The organism is Schwartzia succinivorans DSM 10502 (genome assembly GCF_900129225.1).
In the GTDB taxonomy this organism is placed as follows: domain Bacteria; phylum Bacillota; class Negativicutes; order Selenomonadales; family Selenomonadaceae; genus Schwartzia; species Schwartzia succinivorans.
Genome location: NZ_FQUG01000002.1, coordinates 89,811 through 107,986, shown reverse-complemented (window position 1 = coordinate 107,986; position 18,176 = coordinate 89,811). Strand labels below are relative to the sequence as shown.

The following is an 18,176-nucleotide window of genomic DNA, read 5'->3' as shown; positions in this document are numbered from 1 at the left end:
CAGTTCCAAGCTATTTTCAGTTCAGCGCAGTGTCTCGTATATTTTTTTTGCCAGCTGCGTGTTCAGGGCATGTGCTGATTTAACAGCGATTACATGTCCGCGGATAAGTCCTGCCAGCCTAAGGTCGCCCAACACGTCAAGCACCTTGTGGCGAACAAGCTCATCAGGAAACCGCAGCGTGTTCAGCCATTTTTCGTCGCTGTACACAATGACATTTTCAAGCGTTCCGCCAAGTCCAAGGCCCATCTGCCGCAGCGCCTCGATTTCCTTTTCATACGCAATGGTACGCGCAGGCGCAATCTCTTTCCTGTACGCATCCCCCTCAAGAATGACATCACAGTACTGTGTGCCAACCAAAGGATGCGGATTAAGCGATGTAAAGGATACGCGCAGTCCATCGTAAGGCAGAACCATGACAAAACGGTCTCCGTCATCCACACGGTAAACACGGTCAATAACAGTCTCCTTACGTTCCTTCTCCTGCTCCTTTATTCCGGCCGATTCCAGAAGCTGTAAAAAAACAAGTGCTGCCCCATCAGCAACCGGAGGTTCCTCCGCATCGAGCTCTACGCGGCAGTTATCAATGCGTGCTGCCTGAAACGAAGACATCAGATGCTCGATAGTGAAAAACTTCACTCCGTTTTCCTCTATCGTGGTCGCACGAACAGTTGCGGTTACATTTGACGCTACAGCACGAACAGTCGGCTGCCATTCGATATCCGTACGCACAAAAACAATGCCGGTATCCACCGGCGCCGGAAGAAGTCTCATGTGAACTTCTTTTCCCGAATGCAGTCCTACTCCTGTATAGACTGCTTCCTTTGCGATAGTTTGCTGCTTCAAAACAAAGCCTCCCAAAAGCCTAAGCATTAAGTCCATATTTTCCCATATTATTTATTTTAACGAAGATTTCTTTCATACGCAAGTTTTTTACTTTTACACTACTTTCAAAGAAAAAGGCAGCCCTCAAAGGCTGCCCCTCAATCATGGATTATCTTTATTCCGAACGGACTTCCATCGGTCGTGAAGCCAGAACCATTCCTCAGGATATTTTCGTATGTGTGCCTCAAGCACTTCACTTATCGCAATCATTGCCTTCCGTATATCTCCGGCTTTGTCCTTTGTTTTGTCGACAAATATAGGCGGATAAATAATAATCTTGTGATGACCGTCAGATTTCCGTGTTATATATCCCGGGAAAACCGGAATACCCTGAAAACGTCCCATCACGGCAGGTCCCTGAACAAAATTCGTCGGCTGTCCGAACCAGTCAAAAATTATCCCATCCCGAAGGCTGCTGTCCTGATCCATCAGAAGACCAATTGTCCAGCCCTTTTTCAGCATATCGAACATTTCACGTACATTATCCTTATAGGTAATATGCATGCCCACAAGGCGTCTGTACTCATTGATAAACTTATCAAAGCCGGCTTCCTTCTGACGCATTGCCACGCCTACAAGGGAAATCCCCGCGTTTGCAAGAGCGCCGCCCATCAGCTCCCAATTGCCTGAATGTGACGTTGCGATTACAGCTCCCTTTCCCTTAGAAAGACCTTCCTGAAGATACTCCATTCCCTCGATTTCCACATAGTCATCCATGTGCTCCAAAATCTTCGGAAATCTCATTACTTCCATAAGCATAGGGCCGAATCTCACCCAGCTGGCCTTTGCAATGCGGTCCGCTTCAGCTTCATCTACCCCAAGGCAGCGCATAACGTTGTCACGTGCCATGCGCCGGCGTTTCCTTGGAACAAAGCACCAGGTGAGCTTTCCAAGAGTAACTCCGAGCCATTCGCAAAATCCGGCAGGCAGAATACACAGGATAAAGCTCGTTGCCTTTGCAAAATAATATGCCAGCATAGCTTATTTCTTTCCTTCTTCATAAGCCGCGAGCTTCTTCTCAAGCGCCTTCATTTTTTTCATCATATCAGGAAGCTTTTTAAGCGCTGCCTGCATACGCAGCCAGTCGTGATGCGGCTGTACAGGGAAGCCTGAACAGAAAACACCCTCCGGCATATCTCCGATGATACCGCTTCTTGCGGCATATACCGAATGTCCTCCGATATGAATATGACCGACCGTTCCCGTCTGTCCTCCAAAGGTAACATTATCACCGACAATCGTAGATCCGGATATTCCTACCTGCGCCACAATGAGGCAGTTTGCTCCAATCCGGCAGTTATGCCCGATATGAACAAGGTTGTCAATCTTCGTGCCATGTCCGATAACCGTTGCTCCTGTAGTAGCACGGTCTATTCCAACCTGAGCGCCAATCTCCACGTCATCCTCCACAACGACGCAGCCAACCTGCGGAACCTTTGTATGAACATCGTCCTTTGTCGTAAAGCCGAAACCGTCTGACCCGATGACTGTTGAGCTGTGAATTATAACACGCTTTCCCACACGACAATGCTCACGTACAGTAACATTTGAGTAAATAAGCGAGCCGTCGCCAACCTCCGCGTACTGTCCGATATATGTGTGCGGATAAAGTGTTACGCCATCTCCGATTACCGCATGGTCATCAACCACTGCAAAGGGCATGATGATGACATCCTTTCCGATGCTTACATCCTTTCCGATATGCGCCTCGGGGCTTACACCTTTTTCAAATGACAGCGGCGGCGTAAACGTCTTAAGAAGAACAGCAAATGCCTCACGAACATCCGCAACATAAATTGATGGCTTTCCAACCTTGCCCTCGCCCTCAGGAAGAATTACAGCGGCAGCACCGCATTTGGAGGCTTCCTCAAAATGTTTTTCGTCTGCAAAGGTAATCTCCTTTGCTCCGGCCGCGTCAATATTATTTACGCCTTCAATAACAGCAGCACCGTCACCTTCAAGTCTTCCTTTGACCAATGCTGCAATTTTCTCCAGTGTTATCTTCATATCGGTTTCCCCTCAAACATCATTCTTACAAGTCATTTCAACTTCTGAATCAAATCATCAGTTATATCTACTCCACCAAGAATAACCGCCTTCTGCATATTACTGTTTGCCATAACAGCGTCCAGCTTTTTCTCCTTGCTGATAGTCTCAAGTGCCTGCTGCACCTTCTGCTGAATTTCTATCTGATACTTCTGGTTAAGCGCCTGCATCTTAAGCATCTGCGCCTGCTGTGCCTTCATGAAATCCTCATCGGACATCTCAGCACGTTTTCCCTGAAGTGCAATTGCTTCCTTCTGTGCCTCTGCCAGCTTTTCATTTGCTTCTGCTTCGATAGCCTTGAGTGCTTCACTTTCTTTATCAATACGTTCTGCATTGAAATATCCGACCGACGCCTGATTTCCTCCGCAGCCGGTCATAAGGACAGACGCCAGGAGCACTGCCCCCGCTATCAATCCTGATTTTTTACCAAACCTCATAATCTGTTAGCCTCTTTCGTTATTGTAATTCACGGATGAGTTCATCCGTAATATCCTGTGCGCTTCCGGCCACAACACGGGCATTCTTTTTCAAGACTTTGCCATTATGCAGCCATCCGGCGGAAATTGATGAAACATCCACCGCAGGCGAAGAATAAATTATGGAGAAATGATGAATGGCCGCAAGCTTTGCAGCTTTTCCTGCAATCTCCTTAAGCATGTATGCCTCCAGCGCCGCAATTTCCTGATCCTTTGCCTTCAGCATCTGCATTTTTTCCTGAATTCGTGCCCTAAGCTTAGATGCATCCAGCATATTCCTCTGCATCGCATCCACATTACGTGCCTGAGCGGAACTCTGTTTCGCTGACTCTGCGGCACGCATGCGCTCAGTCATCTGGGCGGAAGCATCCTCTTCCTGTATGCCCTCCCGTGCCGCAAGCTCAGCACGGTGCTGCTTGATTTTTTCCTCGTACGCTCTCCAAAGTGCAATCTGTCTGCGACCGCGCTCCATCTGCAGCTCGTGAAGACGGTTCTTCAGCTCCTGCAGTGTTTCCTCGGAAAGGCGCATCGCCTTTGCATTATCCAGCTTCAGTTGAATATTGAAAATTTCATTGAAATACTCGGCATTGATTTCATCCCTCGCGGCTTCAAGCATGGGGCGTGTAGCTTCACGTTCCGCCTTTTCTGCCGCATCAAGACGTTCAACAACCTCACCGTGCATATGAATGGCTTCCGTCCTGACCTTCTGACGTACAGCCGCATCAAATGGACCCTTTTCCGCTTTAGGTGCCAAAAGCTTAATAACCATACGCTGTGCAACAGCCAGATCAACAGCCATGCGCTCACGTTCCTCGCGGAGCGCTGAAAGCTGGCCATAAGCATTATGCGCCTGCATGGCCTTCTTTACATCGATAATTCCTGCCGCGTCCGATACCGCTGCCGCAGGCCTTTCAACGGGTTTATTTCCCGTAAACAGAAACGCTGCCGCTGTCAGAATACACAGAAGAACTGCGCCGCCGATGAGTATAGACCCGGGAATTTTTTTCCCGGTGCCATTGGGCATTTTCTCATCAGCCATCGCAATCCCTCCTCATCCACAAATTTGCCGAGTTAATAAAGTACCGAGCACAATAAAGGCTCGGTACAAAAATTCCTATTCAGATGTACTGCTTATTTGCCAAGCTTTTTAACAACATCCTGCGTAATATCCTGTCCGCCGTAAACAACTGCGTTCTTATCAAGAACGACCTGCAGTCCTTTAGCTTCTGCAACTGCTTTTACAGCCTCGTCAATTTTCTTCTGGATTGGCTCGATGAGATCCTGCTGTTTCTGTGCGAGGCGCTCCTGCGTCTGCTGATAGTACGCAGCCTTTTCTTCATCACCCATGTTAGCGGATTTTGTTTCGAAATCGTTCTTTGCTTCCTCAACAGCCGCCTGCATCTGCTGGTCTGCAGCAGCGAGGTCAGGAGACTGGCTCATTGCCTGACGGTAATCAATCACACCCACAGAAGAGGATGCCGCGGAAGCAACGCCTGTCATGCTGCCCATCTGGGAAACACCGAGAGCCACAACGCTTCCTACGAAAACAATTGCAATGAGAATGCTGAAGATTTTGATCTGTTTCTTTTCAAGTTTAATCATGTGAGAAGACTCCTTTTCTTTTTTATCATGATACTTTAAAAACATTACTATTATAACGCCGTTTGTCAGATTTTTCCATAGGCTGACCGAAAGAATCATATAGGAAAAACATCAGAAATTTCCTATGACTCTCAGCCAGTTGTCATCCTTATCAACAGCGTATTCAAAACTAAGGAAATCATGCATACGATAGCGTACAGCGGCCTCCCCCTTCTGGTCTGCCCATCGGTATTCATACCTGAGCATCCATCTGTCAGAGATTGCCTGCTCTCCTCCAAGGACGAATCTGTCCTTTTTCAGGTCATAGCGGACAATAGCCCTGGTCCATGGAGTGAAGTGTCTCGCATAGCCGACATCCCACTTCCATTCGACAACGTGCGGAAGGAAATCAGTCTGGAGAAAAATCTCATCCTGAGGAGTAAACCTTCGGCCAACGTGCAACCGGAATACCGTATGTTCGTCCTTGTCGCCCCTGCGTGATATATCCGTCCAGCCTTCCAGCCTTATAAGATATTTCTTCGTGTTCGAGCGGCTCATAACAGCCAAATCCTCACTTATACGCAAAAGCTTGACTTCTGTGTGCATCGAAAGCGCCCGGAAGTCATCCATACTGTCCAAATCCTTGGCAAACATTGCTTCAAATTCAGCACTGTGACGTTTTACAAACGACACCGGCACACCGATAAGTGTATTCACAGACTCCTGCATGTGCGCCCTGTGATTGAGCAGTGTGAGGTTCGGAATTGAATCCGAACGCATACTCAAGTCAACAGTACGGATAACAGGAAGACGAGGATATACTATAAGCTTTACTGAAGTTTCTTCTCCGGAAAGTATTTCAAAATCACCGCGAAACTCAGGAAGATGCTCATCAAGATACTCGTTAAGGCTGCGCTTCAAAACACCGTTTGTCCAGTCCGTGGCAGCCTCAGGAAGTCCCGAAAGCCCCCCTTCAAACACCTGACCTACATCTGCCAGATCGCGCCGCACGAGCGGTTCAACGGCAGGAGACATCCCTTCAACCGTTATATCAACATTGACCTTCCGAATCACATCTGCCCACGGAATCAACGAAACAAACACATGCGTTTCCTCCGCCGGTTCAATCCGGACACTTTGTACAGAATATCCGACAAGAACCTTGTCAAAAACCTCACGTATGACTTTTTCGTCATTGGCCCTGGATGCCTCTGCCTCAGAAATACGGCGCCCCTCCAACAGCTGTGCGCCGATTGCCGAAACAGTTGTCTCCATACGCCTCTCAATCAGCGGAGGAAGGTTCTGTCCGGATTCAACATCAGCCTTTACAGTTTCCACGAAAGCAGATGCCTGCGCTTCCGCAGCAAGCATCACCGTGAGAAGCAAAACGGCAAGACAGCAGAATACCTCACGCCGCAGCATAATCAGAAATTGCCGCCGACGCTGAAGTGAACGCGGTTGCCCTTACTTCCATGAGCAAGATCCACACGAATAGGACCGACAGGCGTCTGAACCGAAAGGCCAAGACCGATACTTTCGTGGAAATGCTTCGGAGACCAGCCGCTGTCCCATGCAGCACCGAAGTCGGTAAAGAGCGCGCCCTGTACCTTGCTGACAATCGGGAAACGATATTCAACAGAACCAATGAACATGTTGTTCCCACGGAACTGATCGTCACGATAACCGCGAAGCGTAGTCTGACCGCCGATACGGTACTCATTTGCTTCCGTTATATTACCAAAGCCGCGTCCATACATTCCCCGCAGTGCAAATACCTGGGCATGACCTGCTTTGATATAGTGATTTTCCTCCACCGTGAACTTACGGAAATTAAAGTCACCGCCGAAACCGCCAAACTCACCGCTGAAGCTCAGACGATCACCCGTCATCGGGAAGTATACGTTATCGCGCGTATCCGTTACATGCATGAGCGTAATACTTCTGGTAAGACCAAAGTTCTTGTCACGCCATTCCTTGCTGTTAACGATATTTCCCTTCGCATCCGGCGCCCATGCGTCTCCGCTTCTGTTCCATGGACCGCCTTCATGGCTTATATACCTGTCCTTGCGGTTTTTAAGGGTGATGTAATTGGTCTGATATTCATTCATCGGGCGGCTCAGCGTAATTTCTCCGCCGGAATATTTACGCATATATTCCTCGAGCTTATCGCCGTCTGTATTATAATCGTAGTACTCGTATGTTCTGTTATAGATACGGAATGTTACAGCCGTCTCACGGCGGTCAAGCCATGGCTTGCGGTACATGAAGCTGTAGCCGTGGGCATCTGTATTATCACCGCTGAACTCGAACTGGAAGTTAAACGCGTCGCCGATTCCGCGGAAGTTAGTATCACCGACACCAACCATTCCGACAAAACCGTCTCTGGAGCTGTAGCCTGCGCCGACGCTGAAGTTTCCTGTACGCTTTTCAACTACATCTACCTCAAGCACAACAGCATTCGGCTCAACACCCGGATTAAGCTTCATATTGACATCTTCGAAGAATCCGAGGTTATATACTCGCTGCATTCCGCGGCGTGCCAGCTTTGCGTTAAATGCTTCGCCCGGCTTCTGACGCATCTCGCGTATAACGACCTTATCCTTTGTTTTGGTATTTCCTTTGACAGTATATCCTTCAAGTATACCCTCGTTTATGACAATCTTGAGCTTACCGTCGCGGTCAATATCAAGGTTGCTGAGCTTGACGAGAATATATCCGTCATCATGATATTTATTTGTGATTGCCTGAATATTCTCATGAAGCTCCCGTGTGTTGAGCATTCTGCCCTCTTTAACGGTAACGAGCTTCATAAGCTTCTCTGTGGACTCTGCTTTATTTCCCGTAAGCTCAAAAGAAACCAGCGTCGGATTTTCAAGCACATGATATGTAATCACGACACCTTCCGGAATAGTCTGGAAGGTCGGGAATACATCATAGAACCAGCCTGTATCATAGATAGCGGCACGGTCATTTTCCATACGGTCTTTTTTGAACACGTCTCCGGAGCGTGTCGAAAGAGCAGCTTTCGCATCCTTCAAGGTTTCAGGACTTGCACCCTGGAATTCAACATCAACAATCGTCTGTCCTTCAAAGGAGCTGAGCCAACGATCGATTCGGTCTTCATCCGGACGGGATTTTGCCCAGCGGTCTGCAGCAGTCTGATTTGCATTGTCAGCAGCTGCAGGCTTTGCCGCTTCTGGAGCTGCTTCCTTCGGTGCTTCCTCAGGAGCCGCCTCAGCAGAAACATCCGCATTCTCTGCCGCAGCCTCAGCAGGTACTTCCGCCGGTATCTCTGTTGGAAGTGTTCCCGTCTCCTTGAGCTGTTTATCCGCAGCATTCGCATCAGCCTGTGCAGCGGCATTTTCCGCAGCCTTCGCCTGTGCAGCAGCTTCCTCAGCCTCTGCTTTTGCACGTGCGGCAGCAATCTCCTCGGGAGTAAGCTCCGGTCTTGCCACTCCAGGCGCTGTTGTCTGCTCTGCCGTGGCCTGATCCGATGGAATAACCTCGGAAGGTGCTGCTGATATATCAGGAAGATTCAAGGGATTGAATACTCCCTCTGCTGCAGGTTCTCCTTCCTCGGCAGCATACACATACTGCGCCGGAAGCGCAGTGACGCTTGCCGTAAGTGCTACTGATAAGGCCAAGGCCCGATACGATTTCTTAGTCAAAGACGAAACCTCCCAAACATGATTTGTTTCTTATCAATCTATCATTGTGCCCGCAGACTTTTACCTGCGGTATTCATAAGCTTTTGCATATCCCTGTCCGGCATTGCCGCTGCCGGCTCCTTTACCGGTTCACTTGCTTCAGCCGGCGAGCTCTCTTCAACAGCCGGTGCTTCCGCAGCAGCCGGGATATCTATTTCTCTTTCATGCAGCGTAATTTCCTGTTTTTCCAGCGGCATTATCTTTTTTGCAGGCAGTTCCTTCACTGCCTGAGTCTCAGCCGGCCTTTCAGGAACAGGCTCTGTAATGGGCTTGGGATATATAACCGTAAAAACCTGCCAGACAACGCCTAGCACAAACATCGCACATGCAACAGGAACAACACGTTTAATCAAACGCTGACGTGCTGTCAGGTGCTTTGTTTCATGAGCACGCTGAAGCTCCGCCTGAGCCAGCATGAGATTCAAATCCCCGCGAAGATCCTCTTCCTTATCCAAAGACGATTCGGCTTCGCCCAGCCACTCCTTTGCCGCCCGCACATGCTGCTTAAAATCAGTGCGTTTGTCCGACATAGCGTTTCCTCCTTCACAACATACTACAATAGTATATTCCAAAGAAAGCCGACACATTCTGCACGGGAAATTCTTTCAAAAAACCCGTTTTCACGATATTATCTTTAATTTTGTCCCAAAATTGCCCCCGCAAGGCTATTTTCCTCTGCCTTACGATTTCCAATGCTGCATGAATCGGGACATCATCCCGCGGATACGCCTTATTCCGGTTTTCTGCAGCCGGTATATGTGCGATTCGCTCACCTGAAGCTGCTCTGCGGCCGTACCCACATCAGCTGACCCTATGCATACTTCCTCAAGAACGATGCGTTCTTTTTGTGGAAGCCGCAGCAGGGCCTCTCTGACACGTGCCGACAGCTCGTGGGACTCTGCCATCTCAGAAACTGATGCGCAGGGATCTGCAATCTGTTCCTTCAATGAAAATCCGTCATCATCTACAGCACCGTCGATACATGCGAGATCCGATCTGCCCTCTTTTTTCAAAAAATTGAGCATACGCCCGCGGATGCGATGCACCGCGAAAAGGCTGAATGCAACTCCCCGCGAAGGTTCATAGCTTTCCACCGCCTCAATGAGTCCCACCGTACCCTCCTGCAGCACATCCATTATATTGTCCATGAAGCGGTACGGCAGTGCCTGTTTGAAGACAAGCGGCTGGTAAGATTGGATAAGCTCCTTCCTTGCAGCCGTGTCTCCCTTTTCTTTGAAAGCCTTCCATAGCTCAGCTTCTCTATCAGAGGTGAGCAGTTTGATTTTATTCAATTCATGGATATATTGCTCAAGCTGCTCCAAAAAAACACCCCCTGTCAAAATCTGAACCTGCCCTCAAAGCCGACAACCTTATCGTTGTTTTCACGGGTACCGGCAAACACACTCAGACGATCATCGAATTCATACCTCACAAAGAATCTGCTCACATTCTGATTGATTCCCTGAGTGTATTGCAGCATGACCTTATCTGTAATATATTTACCTAACTTTACATTATACCCTTCAGTTGAACCGTTGTCTCTAACTTTTTTAGATTTTTTGAAATCATCTTTTACAATCGCCAGCTCATCAAGCATCAAAAAGCCTCTCACAGTTTCCTGAACATCGCCCAGGAAGCTCATCTGCAGGCCCGCGCCCAAAAGTGCAGCCCACTCGCCTTTTGACGTATCCTGCCCCTTCATGTATGCGCCACGCATAGTCAGCAGCTTCAGGATTTCCTCACGGCTCATCTCAGGACTTGATGTTAGCTTAAGCTCCATTCCTTCCAGAGGTCCTTCAATGCCCAGGAATATCTTCGTCCGGCTCAGCCGTGTATCCGCATGGAAGGAAAGACTGGGCAGGAATGAGTGCACCTGGTTAAAGTAAGCCTCTCCATGACGGATTCTGAACAGCGTCTGCAGATACGTAACAGTACCGCGCCGTACCGAAATCATTCCCGACGGTGACGGATGACGGGTTGTTCCTCCATAGTGAATATTTCCCTGCAGCCACATGTCATACAGCGCAGAACTGTAGAAATGAGTATTTTTCCCAACCTCAATTCCTACATCAAGCAGCATCGGAGGAAGCTCCCCTTCGCTTTCCGGTATAGATGGAACAGATATTGTGCAGTTATCCACCTTTGCCTTTAATGTAAGCTTCGGAAATATCCTTCCGAAGAATGTTCCCTCATTGAGTTCAGCATCAAAAGAAAACGGTCCGCGGTAGAAAGGACACTGAACATCAAGCTTATCTGCATGAAGCTTCATGTCATAGCCAACCGGAGTACGGCCTTCTATGCGCATTGATCCTTCCATCGTGAAGCTTCCGTTCCCAAGTTTTCCGCGTCCCTCGCTTATTGTAAAGGTATCTCCTGCAAAGTTTATCCCAAGATTCAGCTCAGTAAACGGAACATCAAGATTCTTAAGCTTGACAGAAGCATCCTTCAATCCAAGTGTTCCAACAATTGACGGCTCCGCAAGCGAACCTCCCAGCAAAAGCGTTCCCTGTGTTTCTCCAACAGCCCAGTCTACTGAATCCGATATGACCGGAAGGAGTCCGAGATCACCGTCATCCAGGGACAGCTGCAGATTCATCTGATCATATTCCTCAAGACTTTCGCCAAAGCTGCTGGTAACCGCTCTGAGAGGAATCATTCCGTAGGCACTTGCCTTGTACAGCTTTCCTCCCTGGGTTTTCTGAACGATAAACTGCTGCACCTCAATAACAGGGCCGCGAAGCCTGAAGAGTCCTGTCATTGTATCGAAAGCAGAGGTTCCCACACCACCGCTGGAAATCTCAACAGACGCTTCCGCAGAAGGATTATTTACTGTCCCGCCAAATTGAGCTTCGATGTTCATAAGCCCCTTAAACTTATAATCGGAGCCTGCGGCTGCAGGAATCATACCTGCATCAATATTCTGTGCAGAAAATCTTCCTTCCATAGCGCCGTCCAGGTCCACGGTTCCGTTTGCGGCAAACCGGCCTGTTCCCTGCTCTCCCTCAAACCTGTCTATTGAAATGACACGGTCTGAAAGAGTTCCGTTGAAATACGTATTTGTGACCTCATAGCCCCCGATATCTCCGTCCTTCATGAAAACCGAAGCGTTTGCTGAAGGGTTGGAGAAGGTTCCGGAAACATCAATAGTTCCGTCAACGTGGCCGTGCACCGCCTGGTTTTTGACGTTGCCTATTGTCATAAGCGCGTTGACGTCGCCGCCCTTGACCTCGATTCTGCCTGAGAGCCTCTCTGTCTTAAGGTCAGCCGAAGCCGTCATAGTGTAGAGTCCGCCCTTTTGCTCGAAGCGGACAGGTTCACACACCACACGACCGTTTCGCATGCTGACCTGGCCCACTACGTTAGTAACAGTCTCACCGTTGAAGTAAAGCTCCGGGGCGGTCAGCCTGCCATCGAAGGTTGGCGACGAAAGCGTTCCTGCGATAAGTCCCTCAAACTTCCCATGTCCCATAACAGGATAAGGAAGCTGATGCTCAAACCGTTTCATGTCGATATCATGTGCCTCAACCTTAAGATTAAGCGCCTGAGTTGAACGTGTGATTGTACCGTTAAGATCCATATCCACAAGCGGTGAAAAAATATGGAAGTCATGAAGCGTCATCACGCCGTTCTTTAACGTATAATCTCCGTCCATTCCGGAAAGCAGATAACCGTTGTAGCTTCCGCGGTAGAAGTGAATGTAGCCTGTCATCTCAGGATCATCAAGAGTACCCTTAATGGTTATGATGTTATCGACATTACCGGTGATAGGAACATCAGGCGCTACAAGAGCTGCGATATCCTCCATCCGCACACCCGTCGTGTCTATTGTAAGATTTACACGGCGTGCGCCGGTAAAGCCGATCGTACCTTCCACAAGCCAGTTGACATTGCCGTCATTTTCCATTGAGAAGGAGTCAATGGAAATTCCGTCGAGATTTCCGCTGGCCGAGCCGTGCAATGACCTGTACGGCTGTTCAAAAAGCTTTCCTGCCATGGCAGCGTACCGCACCTTTACAAACGGATTTTCCACAGGACCGCGGATTGTTCCGTCAAAATCCGCAAAGCCTGTCATATTTGCGTTAGGCTCCAAATTTCTGAGCATTGAAAGATCTACGTGCAGCGCGTAATAGCTTAAGTCAAGCTCGGTCATATCCCTGATTGTACCCTCGACACCAAGCTCCCCGCCGTTTTCAAGCATAAGATCGGCATAATCAATAATGACACTGTTATCTGCAAAATAGAAGGAAGCCTCTGCCTTTGGTATCGAAATACCCTTATACCCCGCATCCTTCGCCGATACACTTCCGTATACACTCAGCATATTGGCATCGTTTCCTCTTCCTGCTATCCCGAGGTCGCCGCTGACTTTTCCCGAAACGCCCGGTAGCACATCACCAAAGCCTTCCATGCTCACATCATACAGCTTGACATGACCATTAAAGCCAAAGCTTTTTGCGTCAAATTCACCCTCTGCCTCTGCCCTGCCCCCGTAAAGCTCCGTTTTGAGAGAGCGGAGAACAATTCTCCCATCCTCATACGCTGCATAAGCCTTCGCATTGCTGAAGGTATAGCCGTATACCTCGCCGCTTTTGGCAGAAAGCTCACCCTTAACAGCAGGATTTGAAGGAGTTCCGCTGATATTCGCTACAACAGCCACAGCTCCATGATATGGGCAGTCAGGCAGAACACGGCTTGGATCAAACTCCTGGGATTCTGCCACAAGGCTGAGTCTCGGCTCACCGTCTCCGAAAATAATTTTCCCGTGAACCGCTGCCCGCTGCTCCTCTGCAACAGCACCCAGGAAAATATTGACAGTTTTCCCTGATATATCCGCAAGTCCGCGGATTTCCTTTATCTCGGTATCCAGTACCTTGACTTCTCCGCCGCTGACATTTACCTTTCCATTCGCGGAATATTCTCCGTTCTTGCGTTGTATAACAGCTGACAAAGTATCAATTTTTCCTTTTTTTATTTCAACAGACTCCGGAAGTGTTCCGGCCGGAATCCAGGAAAGATAATCTCCGATATCTACATTTTCACCGTCTACGGAAAGGCGGATTTCTTCACCCAAAGTACCCTCGGCAGAGACCTTCGCCCCGTTTATAAAGCCTCTGGCGCTCAGCTTCATCGCGTCTGTATCAGAAAAATCAACAGCCCCGCGAAGTCCCTCCGCGAGCAGTTCCTTTCCATCCATACGCACCGCGATTTCTCCGTTATCAACCCGCACGATGCCGGCAAAATCGGATTTTTCACTGTCGTCAGAAATAAGGTCCTGATAGTTCCATGTGTCATCGCCGCGTTTCTCAATAACGGCAGACAGCTTATGAATATCCACATCCTTTACGGCCTTGGCAGGATTTCCCCCAAGAACGCCAAAAAAGCTGAAGCCGACAGTTGCCGACTCAGCTTTAATGATTTCCTTACCTTTTTTGTCCCATAGGGATATGTCACGTATTGTCAACGAATGTAGAGAGTCCACCCGTACCGTACCGATTTCGGCGCGCACTCCAAGAGCATCAGATGCCTTTTCAGACACCATGCTGCCCATATTTTCCATGAATTCACGCGTACCGATATAGTACCAGACGGATACGGCGACGAAAAAGCATGCGGCCAAAACTGCACCGGCTGTAATGGTCCATCTGCGATTCATCGACAACAACTCCCCAACTCTCTAGTAAACTTTTGAAGAAGCGCCTCAGCCTTCCTCTGTTTCGGAAACCGCCGCCTCGGCAACGGCTTCCTCCGCCATCGCAGCCTCTGTTGCTACGTCCACATTTGCGCTTTCATGCTCGGACGGACGCTCCGCGTGCGGCAGCTGTATTGCATGTGTCTTTGGCATAGCAGCTTCCGATGCCGAAAGGTTCTGTGTTTTATCTGCGGATTCCCTTACAGGAATATCTCCCGGCAGCCCATTCTTGTAATAGCCTGCAACATCAAGGTCAACCTTGATGCCCATTGCCATATCGAGGCTTGCCTTGCTTGTGTTGTAGTTGTAAAGCGCCGTTATGTACGTCGTCTGTGCCGTTATAAGCGCCTGCTCCGCATCCATAACGTCAAGGTTTGTACCTACACCTGCGCTGTAACGTACCTGAGCGATTTTATAATCCTCCTGGGCTTTATCCACGGCAACCTTTGTAGTCTGGATATTTTTCTCAGCTGCCTGCAGGTTCAGGAGTGCCGTCTGCACATCAAGCTGAATCTTATCATCCATTGCCAGGGCTTCCTGCTGTGCCTTTTTAAGAGCGGCCTTCTTCTGGGCTACCTGTGCCTCAGTGATTCCATTGTCAAAAATATTCCATGTTGCTACGACACCGTAGGTGGTGCTGTTGTTATCAACACTGCCGTTTGTCTTGAACGGGCCGTCACCGCCAAGGTTTCTGGAAACCTGTGCAGTAAGGGACGGCTGCCATCCGGATTTTGCCGCGTTCATCTGTGCCTCCGCGGCCTTTACTCCGCGGTCAGCAGCAAGTCCGTCAGGACGGTGATAGAGTGCGTACTCAGTACATGCCGGAAGCGACAGCTCATACTTTGTATATGTGAGCTCATCACTGGCATTTACAATAGTATTTATCGGCAGCCCGACTATGTTATTAAAGGTTGCAACCGAAATATCGTAGTTGTTCTGTGCATTGATAAGATTCTGCTGCGCGTTGGCCAGCTCAACCTGCGAACGGAGAAGGTCGGATTTTGCGACCGTTCCGACAGTGTACTGGGCATTAACATTTTTCAGATGTGCCGCCAGTGTATCGACAGCCTCCTGACGCACCTGAATCAGATTGCGGTTCTGCAGAATGTTGTAATAAGCCGCCGTCGTCTGATAGCGGATATTCTGCTTAGTTGCTTCCAGAGTCAGGTCAGCCACATCAATTCCATATTCTGATGCCGCAATACTGTTCTCAATTTTCCCACCGGTATAAATAGGAATTGCCACAGAGAAGGAATTCGTGTAGCTCTTTGTTCCGTCGTAGTTAATGTTTCCCATCTGACGCTGCTGATCAATGTAGTCTCCGGCCTTACCCTTTATTTTACGGGCTGAGCCTTCCCATGTGAGCTGAGGACCGGCAGCGCGTCTTGCTTCATGACGTGCCCATTTTGCGGAATCAACATCCGTATCCGCTTCCTTTATTGTCCTGTTATTGTTCATGGCCATCCTTACGCTCTCAAGAAGTGTCAGGTCAACGACCGCAGGATTACCCATGGACGCGGAATTGACAGCCGCCGTTCGGGGCACACTCATTTCCTCTATACGGGTAGATTTAAGACGCTCCGTGTCATCGCGTACATAGTTCTCGGAAATCTCCGCATAGGCCGTTCCCATTACGGTCAGGCTGAAAATACTGCTCAAAACAAGAGCAGTCAGTCTTTTGGAATTATATCTCTTCACGTTAAAATACCTCCCAGCATCTTCAAATCAGCTAAAGATTGCCTTTATCATAACACTTTTATGTGAAATTATTCTTTAAAAATCATGACGTATGCCAAAATATGTTGCTCTCCGATCGCTGTCATTCACATGATTCATCTGACTGAATATCGACCAGTTATCTGTTACCTTAAAGCGCACACGCGCCTTTACCTTTGCATGATTGGGATCGTATCCATCTACTGAAAACCGCCAACGGGAACCGGCATCCACATCAAGTCCGACCCCGACCTTGCTGTCAATAACTCCGGCACGTACGCCTAAAGCGCCTCCCTGTTTCCCTACCTGAGCGTTGAACCGGTTTCCGTCACCGATGTCATTGACGCCGAGGAGAAAGAAGTTGTCCGCTGACGGGTAGAGTCGCATATCGAAATTCGTCTGCCAGTCGTGGCCTTTGCTGCTGTACATCTCTTCAAGTCCTGCCTCAAAATGTCCCTTTGAAAGACCTCCCAGCATATTGTTCGCCTTTTCCGATACTCCGCGGGCATTATGAAGAGTAGCACGCAAATCCTCCGCCGTCTGCGGGTCCGTCACAAAGCCCTCGACGGATTTTGCCATATTTTCTATACGCGCGCTTGTTGATGCCAGATTTGCTATTGCCATACGGAGATTTGCTCCTGTCTCTCCGTCTCCGGAGAAGTTCTTGACAAGCACCTCGACCTCAGCCGCTGTCTCCACAAGGCTTGCGGACATACGGTTCAAATTTTTTACCATCTGCTGAATATCAGTTTCACTATTAACCGCCATACGCGAAAGCGAACCCGTAAGATCGCGCATATTTGCCGTAATATCCTTGATGTTAACGGCAGTTTCAACCATTGAAGTCTGCAGCCTTGGATTTCCAAGTATGTTGTTTACCGACTCCAGAAGGTCATGAATCTTATTAACTGCCATATTCATGTTCGCCATCATTGAATCCATGGTGACTTCACTTATACCGTATACGTATTCCCCATCCTTGAGGTAATCGCCCCTGTCGGTTCCCGGTGAAATACTGACGAACTTCTCACTGAGAAAACCGCTTGTTCCCACCGAGAATTTCGAGCCGCGGGGAATTTTTATCTCCGGCTTTATTTCCACGTTTACCACAGCACCCATACCGTCTGTTTCAACGGATTTTACGCGTCCTACAGACACACCGGCAAACAGCACCTCCGCACTGGGATTCAGCCCGATAACCTCTGTAAAGCCAATGTGCAGCGAATAATTTTTCGTTCCGAAAAGATGGAAATTCGAAAGACCGAACAGAAATCCTGCCAGCAGCACGATTCCCGCAAGCGTAAACGCGCCTACCTTCGCCTCATTACTCATCCTTCCGCCTCCTTATCCCCTATATACAAGCCGCGCAAAAATGCACGGATGCGTTCATCCTTCATACGCCTGAATTCATCCACAGGCGCGCAGGCTATAAGCTCTCCTTCGTAGACCATAGCAATGCGGTCAGCGACAAAGCATGCTGTTTCCATATCATGAGTGACAACAATTGATGTTACGTTAAGCCGTTTCTGCATTGATATGATAAGCTCGTCAATCTTTTCCGTTGTCACCGGGTCAAGGCCTGAATCCGGCTCATCATAAAAAATAGTAGACGGCTCAAAGGCAATGGCGCGGGCAAGTCCCACACGCTTCTTCATTCCGCCCGAAAGCTCATTGGGCATCATGTCCTCAACATCGGTAAGACCAACCAGTCCGAGCTTTTCACTTACTATTGAACGTATCTTCTCCTCATCATAGTCCGTATGCTCCCGAAGACCGAATGCCACATTGTCTCCGACAGTCATTGAATCGAAAAGCGCCGAATACTGAAATACCATACCCATACGCACACGAACCTTGTCCATCTGTGCTTCATCATAGTGGGATATTTCATCATCATCAATCCAGATTTCTCCGCTTGTAGGCTGTATCAATCCAATCATCAGCCGGAGCAGAGTACTCTTTCCGGAGCCGGAGCCGCCAATAAGCGCCAGCGTCTCACCATCATTTATTGTCAAATTGATGTGGCGCAGCACTTCCTTCTGTCCGAAGGACTTATTCACATCTACCAGTCGTATCATA

14 protein-coding genes are annotated in these 18,176 nt (G+C 48.9%); all 14 read right to left on the bottom strand.

Translation table 11 applies throughout. The annotated features are described in order from the left end of the window. Positions 1–21: 21 nt before the first annotated feature. The 14 genes from lpxC to BUA83_RS00380 all read right to left on the bottom strand — a co-directional run bounded on the left by lpxC (position 22) and on the right by BUA83_RS00380 (position 18,175). Positions 22–870, bottom strand: a complete 849-nt coding sequence (gene lpxC / locus BUA83_RS00445; RefSeq protein ID WP_072934223.1) for a UDP-3-O-acyl-N-acetylglucosamine deacetylase — start codon at positions 868–870, stop codon at positions 22–24. A gap of 114 nt (positions 871–984) precedes the next feature. Then, a complete protein-coding gene (locus BUA83_RS00440; protein ID WP_072934222.1) occupies positions 985–1,860 on the bottom strand; it encodes a lysophospholipid acyltransferase family protein in 876 nt (291 codons plus the stop codon). 3 nt (positions 1,861–1,863) lie between these two features. Beyond that, positions 1,864–2,889 carry a UDP-3-O-(3-hydroxymyristoyl)glucosamine N-acyltransferase gene (gene lpxD / locus BUA83_RS00435; RefSeq protein WP_072934221.1) on the bottom strand — a complete coding sequence of 342 codons (1,026 nt, stop codon included), beginning with the start codon at positions 2,887–2,889 and terminating at the stop codon, positions 1,864–1,866. A gap of 32 nt (positions 2,890–2,921) precedes the next feature. Then, on the bottom strand, positions 2,922–3,365 hold the full coding sequence (locus tag BUA83_RS00430) for an OmpH/Skp family outer membrane protein (protein WP_072934220.1): 444 nt from the start codon (positions 3,363–3,365) through the stop codon (positions 2,922–2,924). 19 nt (positions 3,366–3,384) lie between these two features. Next, positions 3,385–4,443 (bottom strand): hypothetical protein, encoded by a 1,059-nt coding sequence (locus tag BUA83_RS00425; protein ID WP_072934219.1) that lies wholly within the window; start codon positions 4,441–4,443, stop codon positions 3,385–3,387. A 92-nt stretch (positions 4,444–4,535) separates the two neighbouring features. Continuing rightward, on the bottom strand, positions 4,536–5,006 hold the full coding sequence (locus tag BUA83_RS00420) for an OmpH/Skp family outer membrane protein (protein WP_072934665.1): 471 nt from the start codon (positions 5,004–5,006) through the stop codon (positions 4,536–4,538). Between the two features lie 111 nt (positions 5,007–5,117). Continuing rightward, positions 5,118–6,407, bottom strand: a complete 1,290-nt coding sequence (locus tag BUA83_RS00415) for a hypothetical protein (RefSeq protein ID WP_072934218.1) — start codon at positions 6,405–6,407, stop codon at positions 5,118–5,120. Positions 6,408–6,409: 2 nt separating this feature from the next. Beyond that, positions 6,410–8,653 carry a BamA/OMP85 family outer membrane protein gene (locus tag BUA83_RS00410; protein WP_234988177.1) on the bottom strand — a complete coding sequence of 748 codons (2,244 nt, stop codon included), beginning with the start codon at positions 8,651–8,653 and terminating at the stop codon, positions 6,410–6,412. Between the two features lie 41 nt (positions 8,654–8,694). Further along, positions 8,695–9,222 carry a hypothetical protein gene (locus tag BUA83_RS00405; RefSeq protein WP_072934217.1) on the bottom strand — a complete coding sequence of 176 codons (528 nt, stop codon included), beginning with the start codon at positions 9,220–9,222 and terminating at the stop codon, positions 8,695–8,697. Between the two features lie 150 nt (positions 9,223–9,372). Then, on the bottom strand, positions 9,373–10,014 hold the full coding sequence (locus BUA83_RS00400; RefSeq protein WP_072934216.1) for a sigma-70 family RNA polymerase sigma factor: 642 nt from the start codon (positions 10,012–10,014) through the stop codon (positions 9,373–9,375). 14 nt (positions 10,015–10,028) lie between these two features. Then, positions 10,029–14,345, bottom strand: a complete 4,317-nt coding sequence (locus BUA83_RS00395; protein ID WP_072934215.1) for a translocation/assembly module TamB domain-containing protein — start codon at positions 14,343–14,345, stop codon at positions 10,029–10,031. Positions 14,346–14,390: 45 nt separating this feature from the next. Continuing rightward, positions 14,391–16,079 (bottom strand): TolC family protein, encoded by a 1,689-nt coding sequence (locus BUA83_RS00390; RefSeq protein WP_094756376.1) that lies wholly within the window; start codon positions 16,077–16,079, stop codon positions 14,391–14,393. A 75-nt stretch (positions 16,080–16,154) separates the two neighbouring features. Beyond that, on the bottom strand, positions 16,155–17,429 hold the full coding sequence (locus BUA83_RS00385; protein WP_072934214.1) for an MlaD family protein: 1,275 nt from the start codon (positions 17,427–17,429) through the stop codon (positions 16,155–16,157). After that, positions 17,426–18,175: an ABC transporter ATP-binding protein gene (locus tag BUA83_RS00380; RefSeq protein WP_072934213.1), complete on the bottom strand. Its 750-nt coding sequence runs from the start codon at positions 18,173–18,175 to the stop codon at positions 17,426–17,428. The genes BUA83_RS00385 and BUA83_RS00380 overlap by 4 nt, the downstream gene beginning before the upstream one ends. Position 18,176: the final 1 nt, after the last annotated feature.

Excerpts from the sequence above, each read along its gene's own strand:
- lpxC (WP_072934223.1), bottom strand. The coding sequence starts at position 870 with ATGCTTAGGCTTTTGGGAGGCTTTGTTTTGAAGCAGCAAACTATCGCA.
- BUA83_RS00440 (WP_072934222.1), bottom strand. The coding sequence starts at position 1,860 with ATGCTGGCATATTATTTTGCAAAGGCAACGAGCTTTATCCTGTGTATT.
- lpxD (WP_072934221.1), bottom strand. The coding sequence starts at position 2,889 with ATGAAGATAACACTGGAGAAAATTGCAGCATTGGTCAAAGGAAGACTT.
- BUA83_RS00430 (WP_072934220.1), bottom strand. The coding sequence starts at position 3,365 with ATGAGGTTTGGTAAAAAATCAGGATTGATAGCGGGGGCAGTGCTCCTG.
- BUA83_RS00425 (WP_072934219.1), bottom strand. The coding sequence starts at position 4,443 with ATGGCTGATGAGAAAATGCCCAATGGCACCGGGAAAAAAATTCCCGGG.
- BUA83_RS00420 (WP_072934665.1), bottom strand. The coding sequence starts at position 5,006 with ATGATTAAACTTGAAAAGAAACAGATCAAAATCTTCAGCATTCTCATT.
- BUA83_RS00415 (WP_072934218.1), bottom strand. The coding sequence starts at position 6,407 with ATGCTGCGGCGTGAGGTATTCTGCTGTCTTGCCGTTTTGCTTCTCACG.
- BUA83_RS00405 (WP_072934217.1), bottom strand. The coding sequence starts at position 9,222 with ATGTCGGACAAACGCACTGATTTTAAGCAGCATGTGCGGGCGGCAAAG.
- BUA83_RS00395 (WP_072934215.1), bottom strand. The coding sequence starts at position 14,345 with ATGAATCGCAGATGGACCATTACAGCCGGTGCAGTTTTGGCCGCATGC.
- BUA83_RS00385 (WP_072934214.1), bottom strand. The coding sequence starts at position 17,429 with ATGAGTAATGAGGCGAAGGTAGGCGCGTTTACGCTTGCGGGAATCGTG.
- BUA83_RS00380 (WP_072934213.1), bottom strand. The coding sequence starts at position 18,175 with ATGATACGACTGGTAGATGTGAATAAGTCCTTCGGACAGAAGGAAGTG.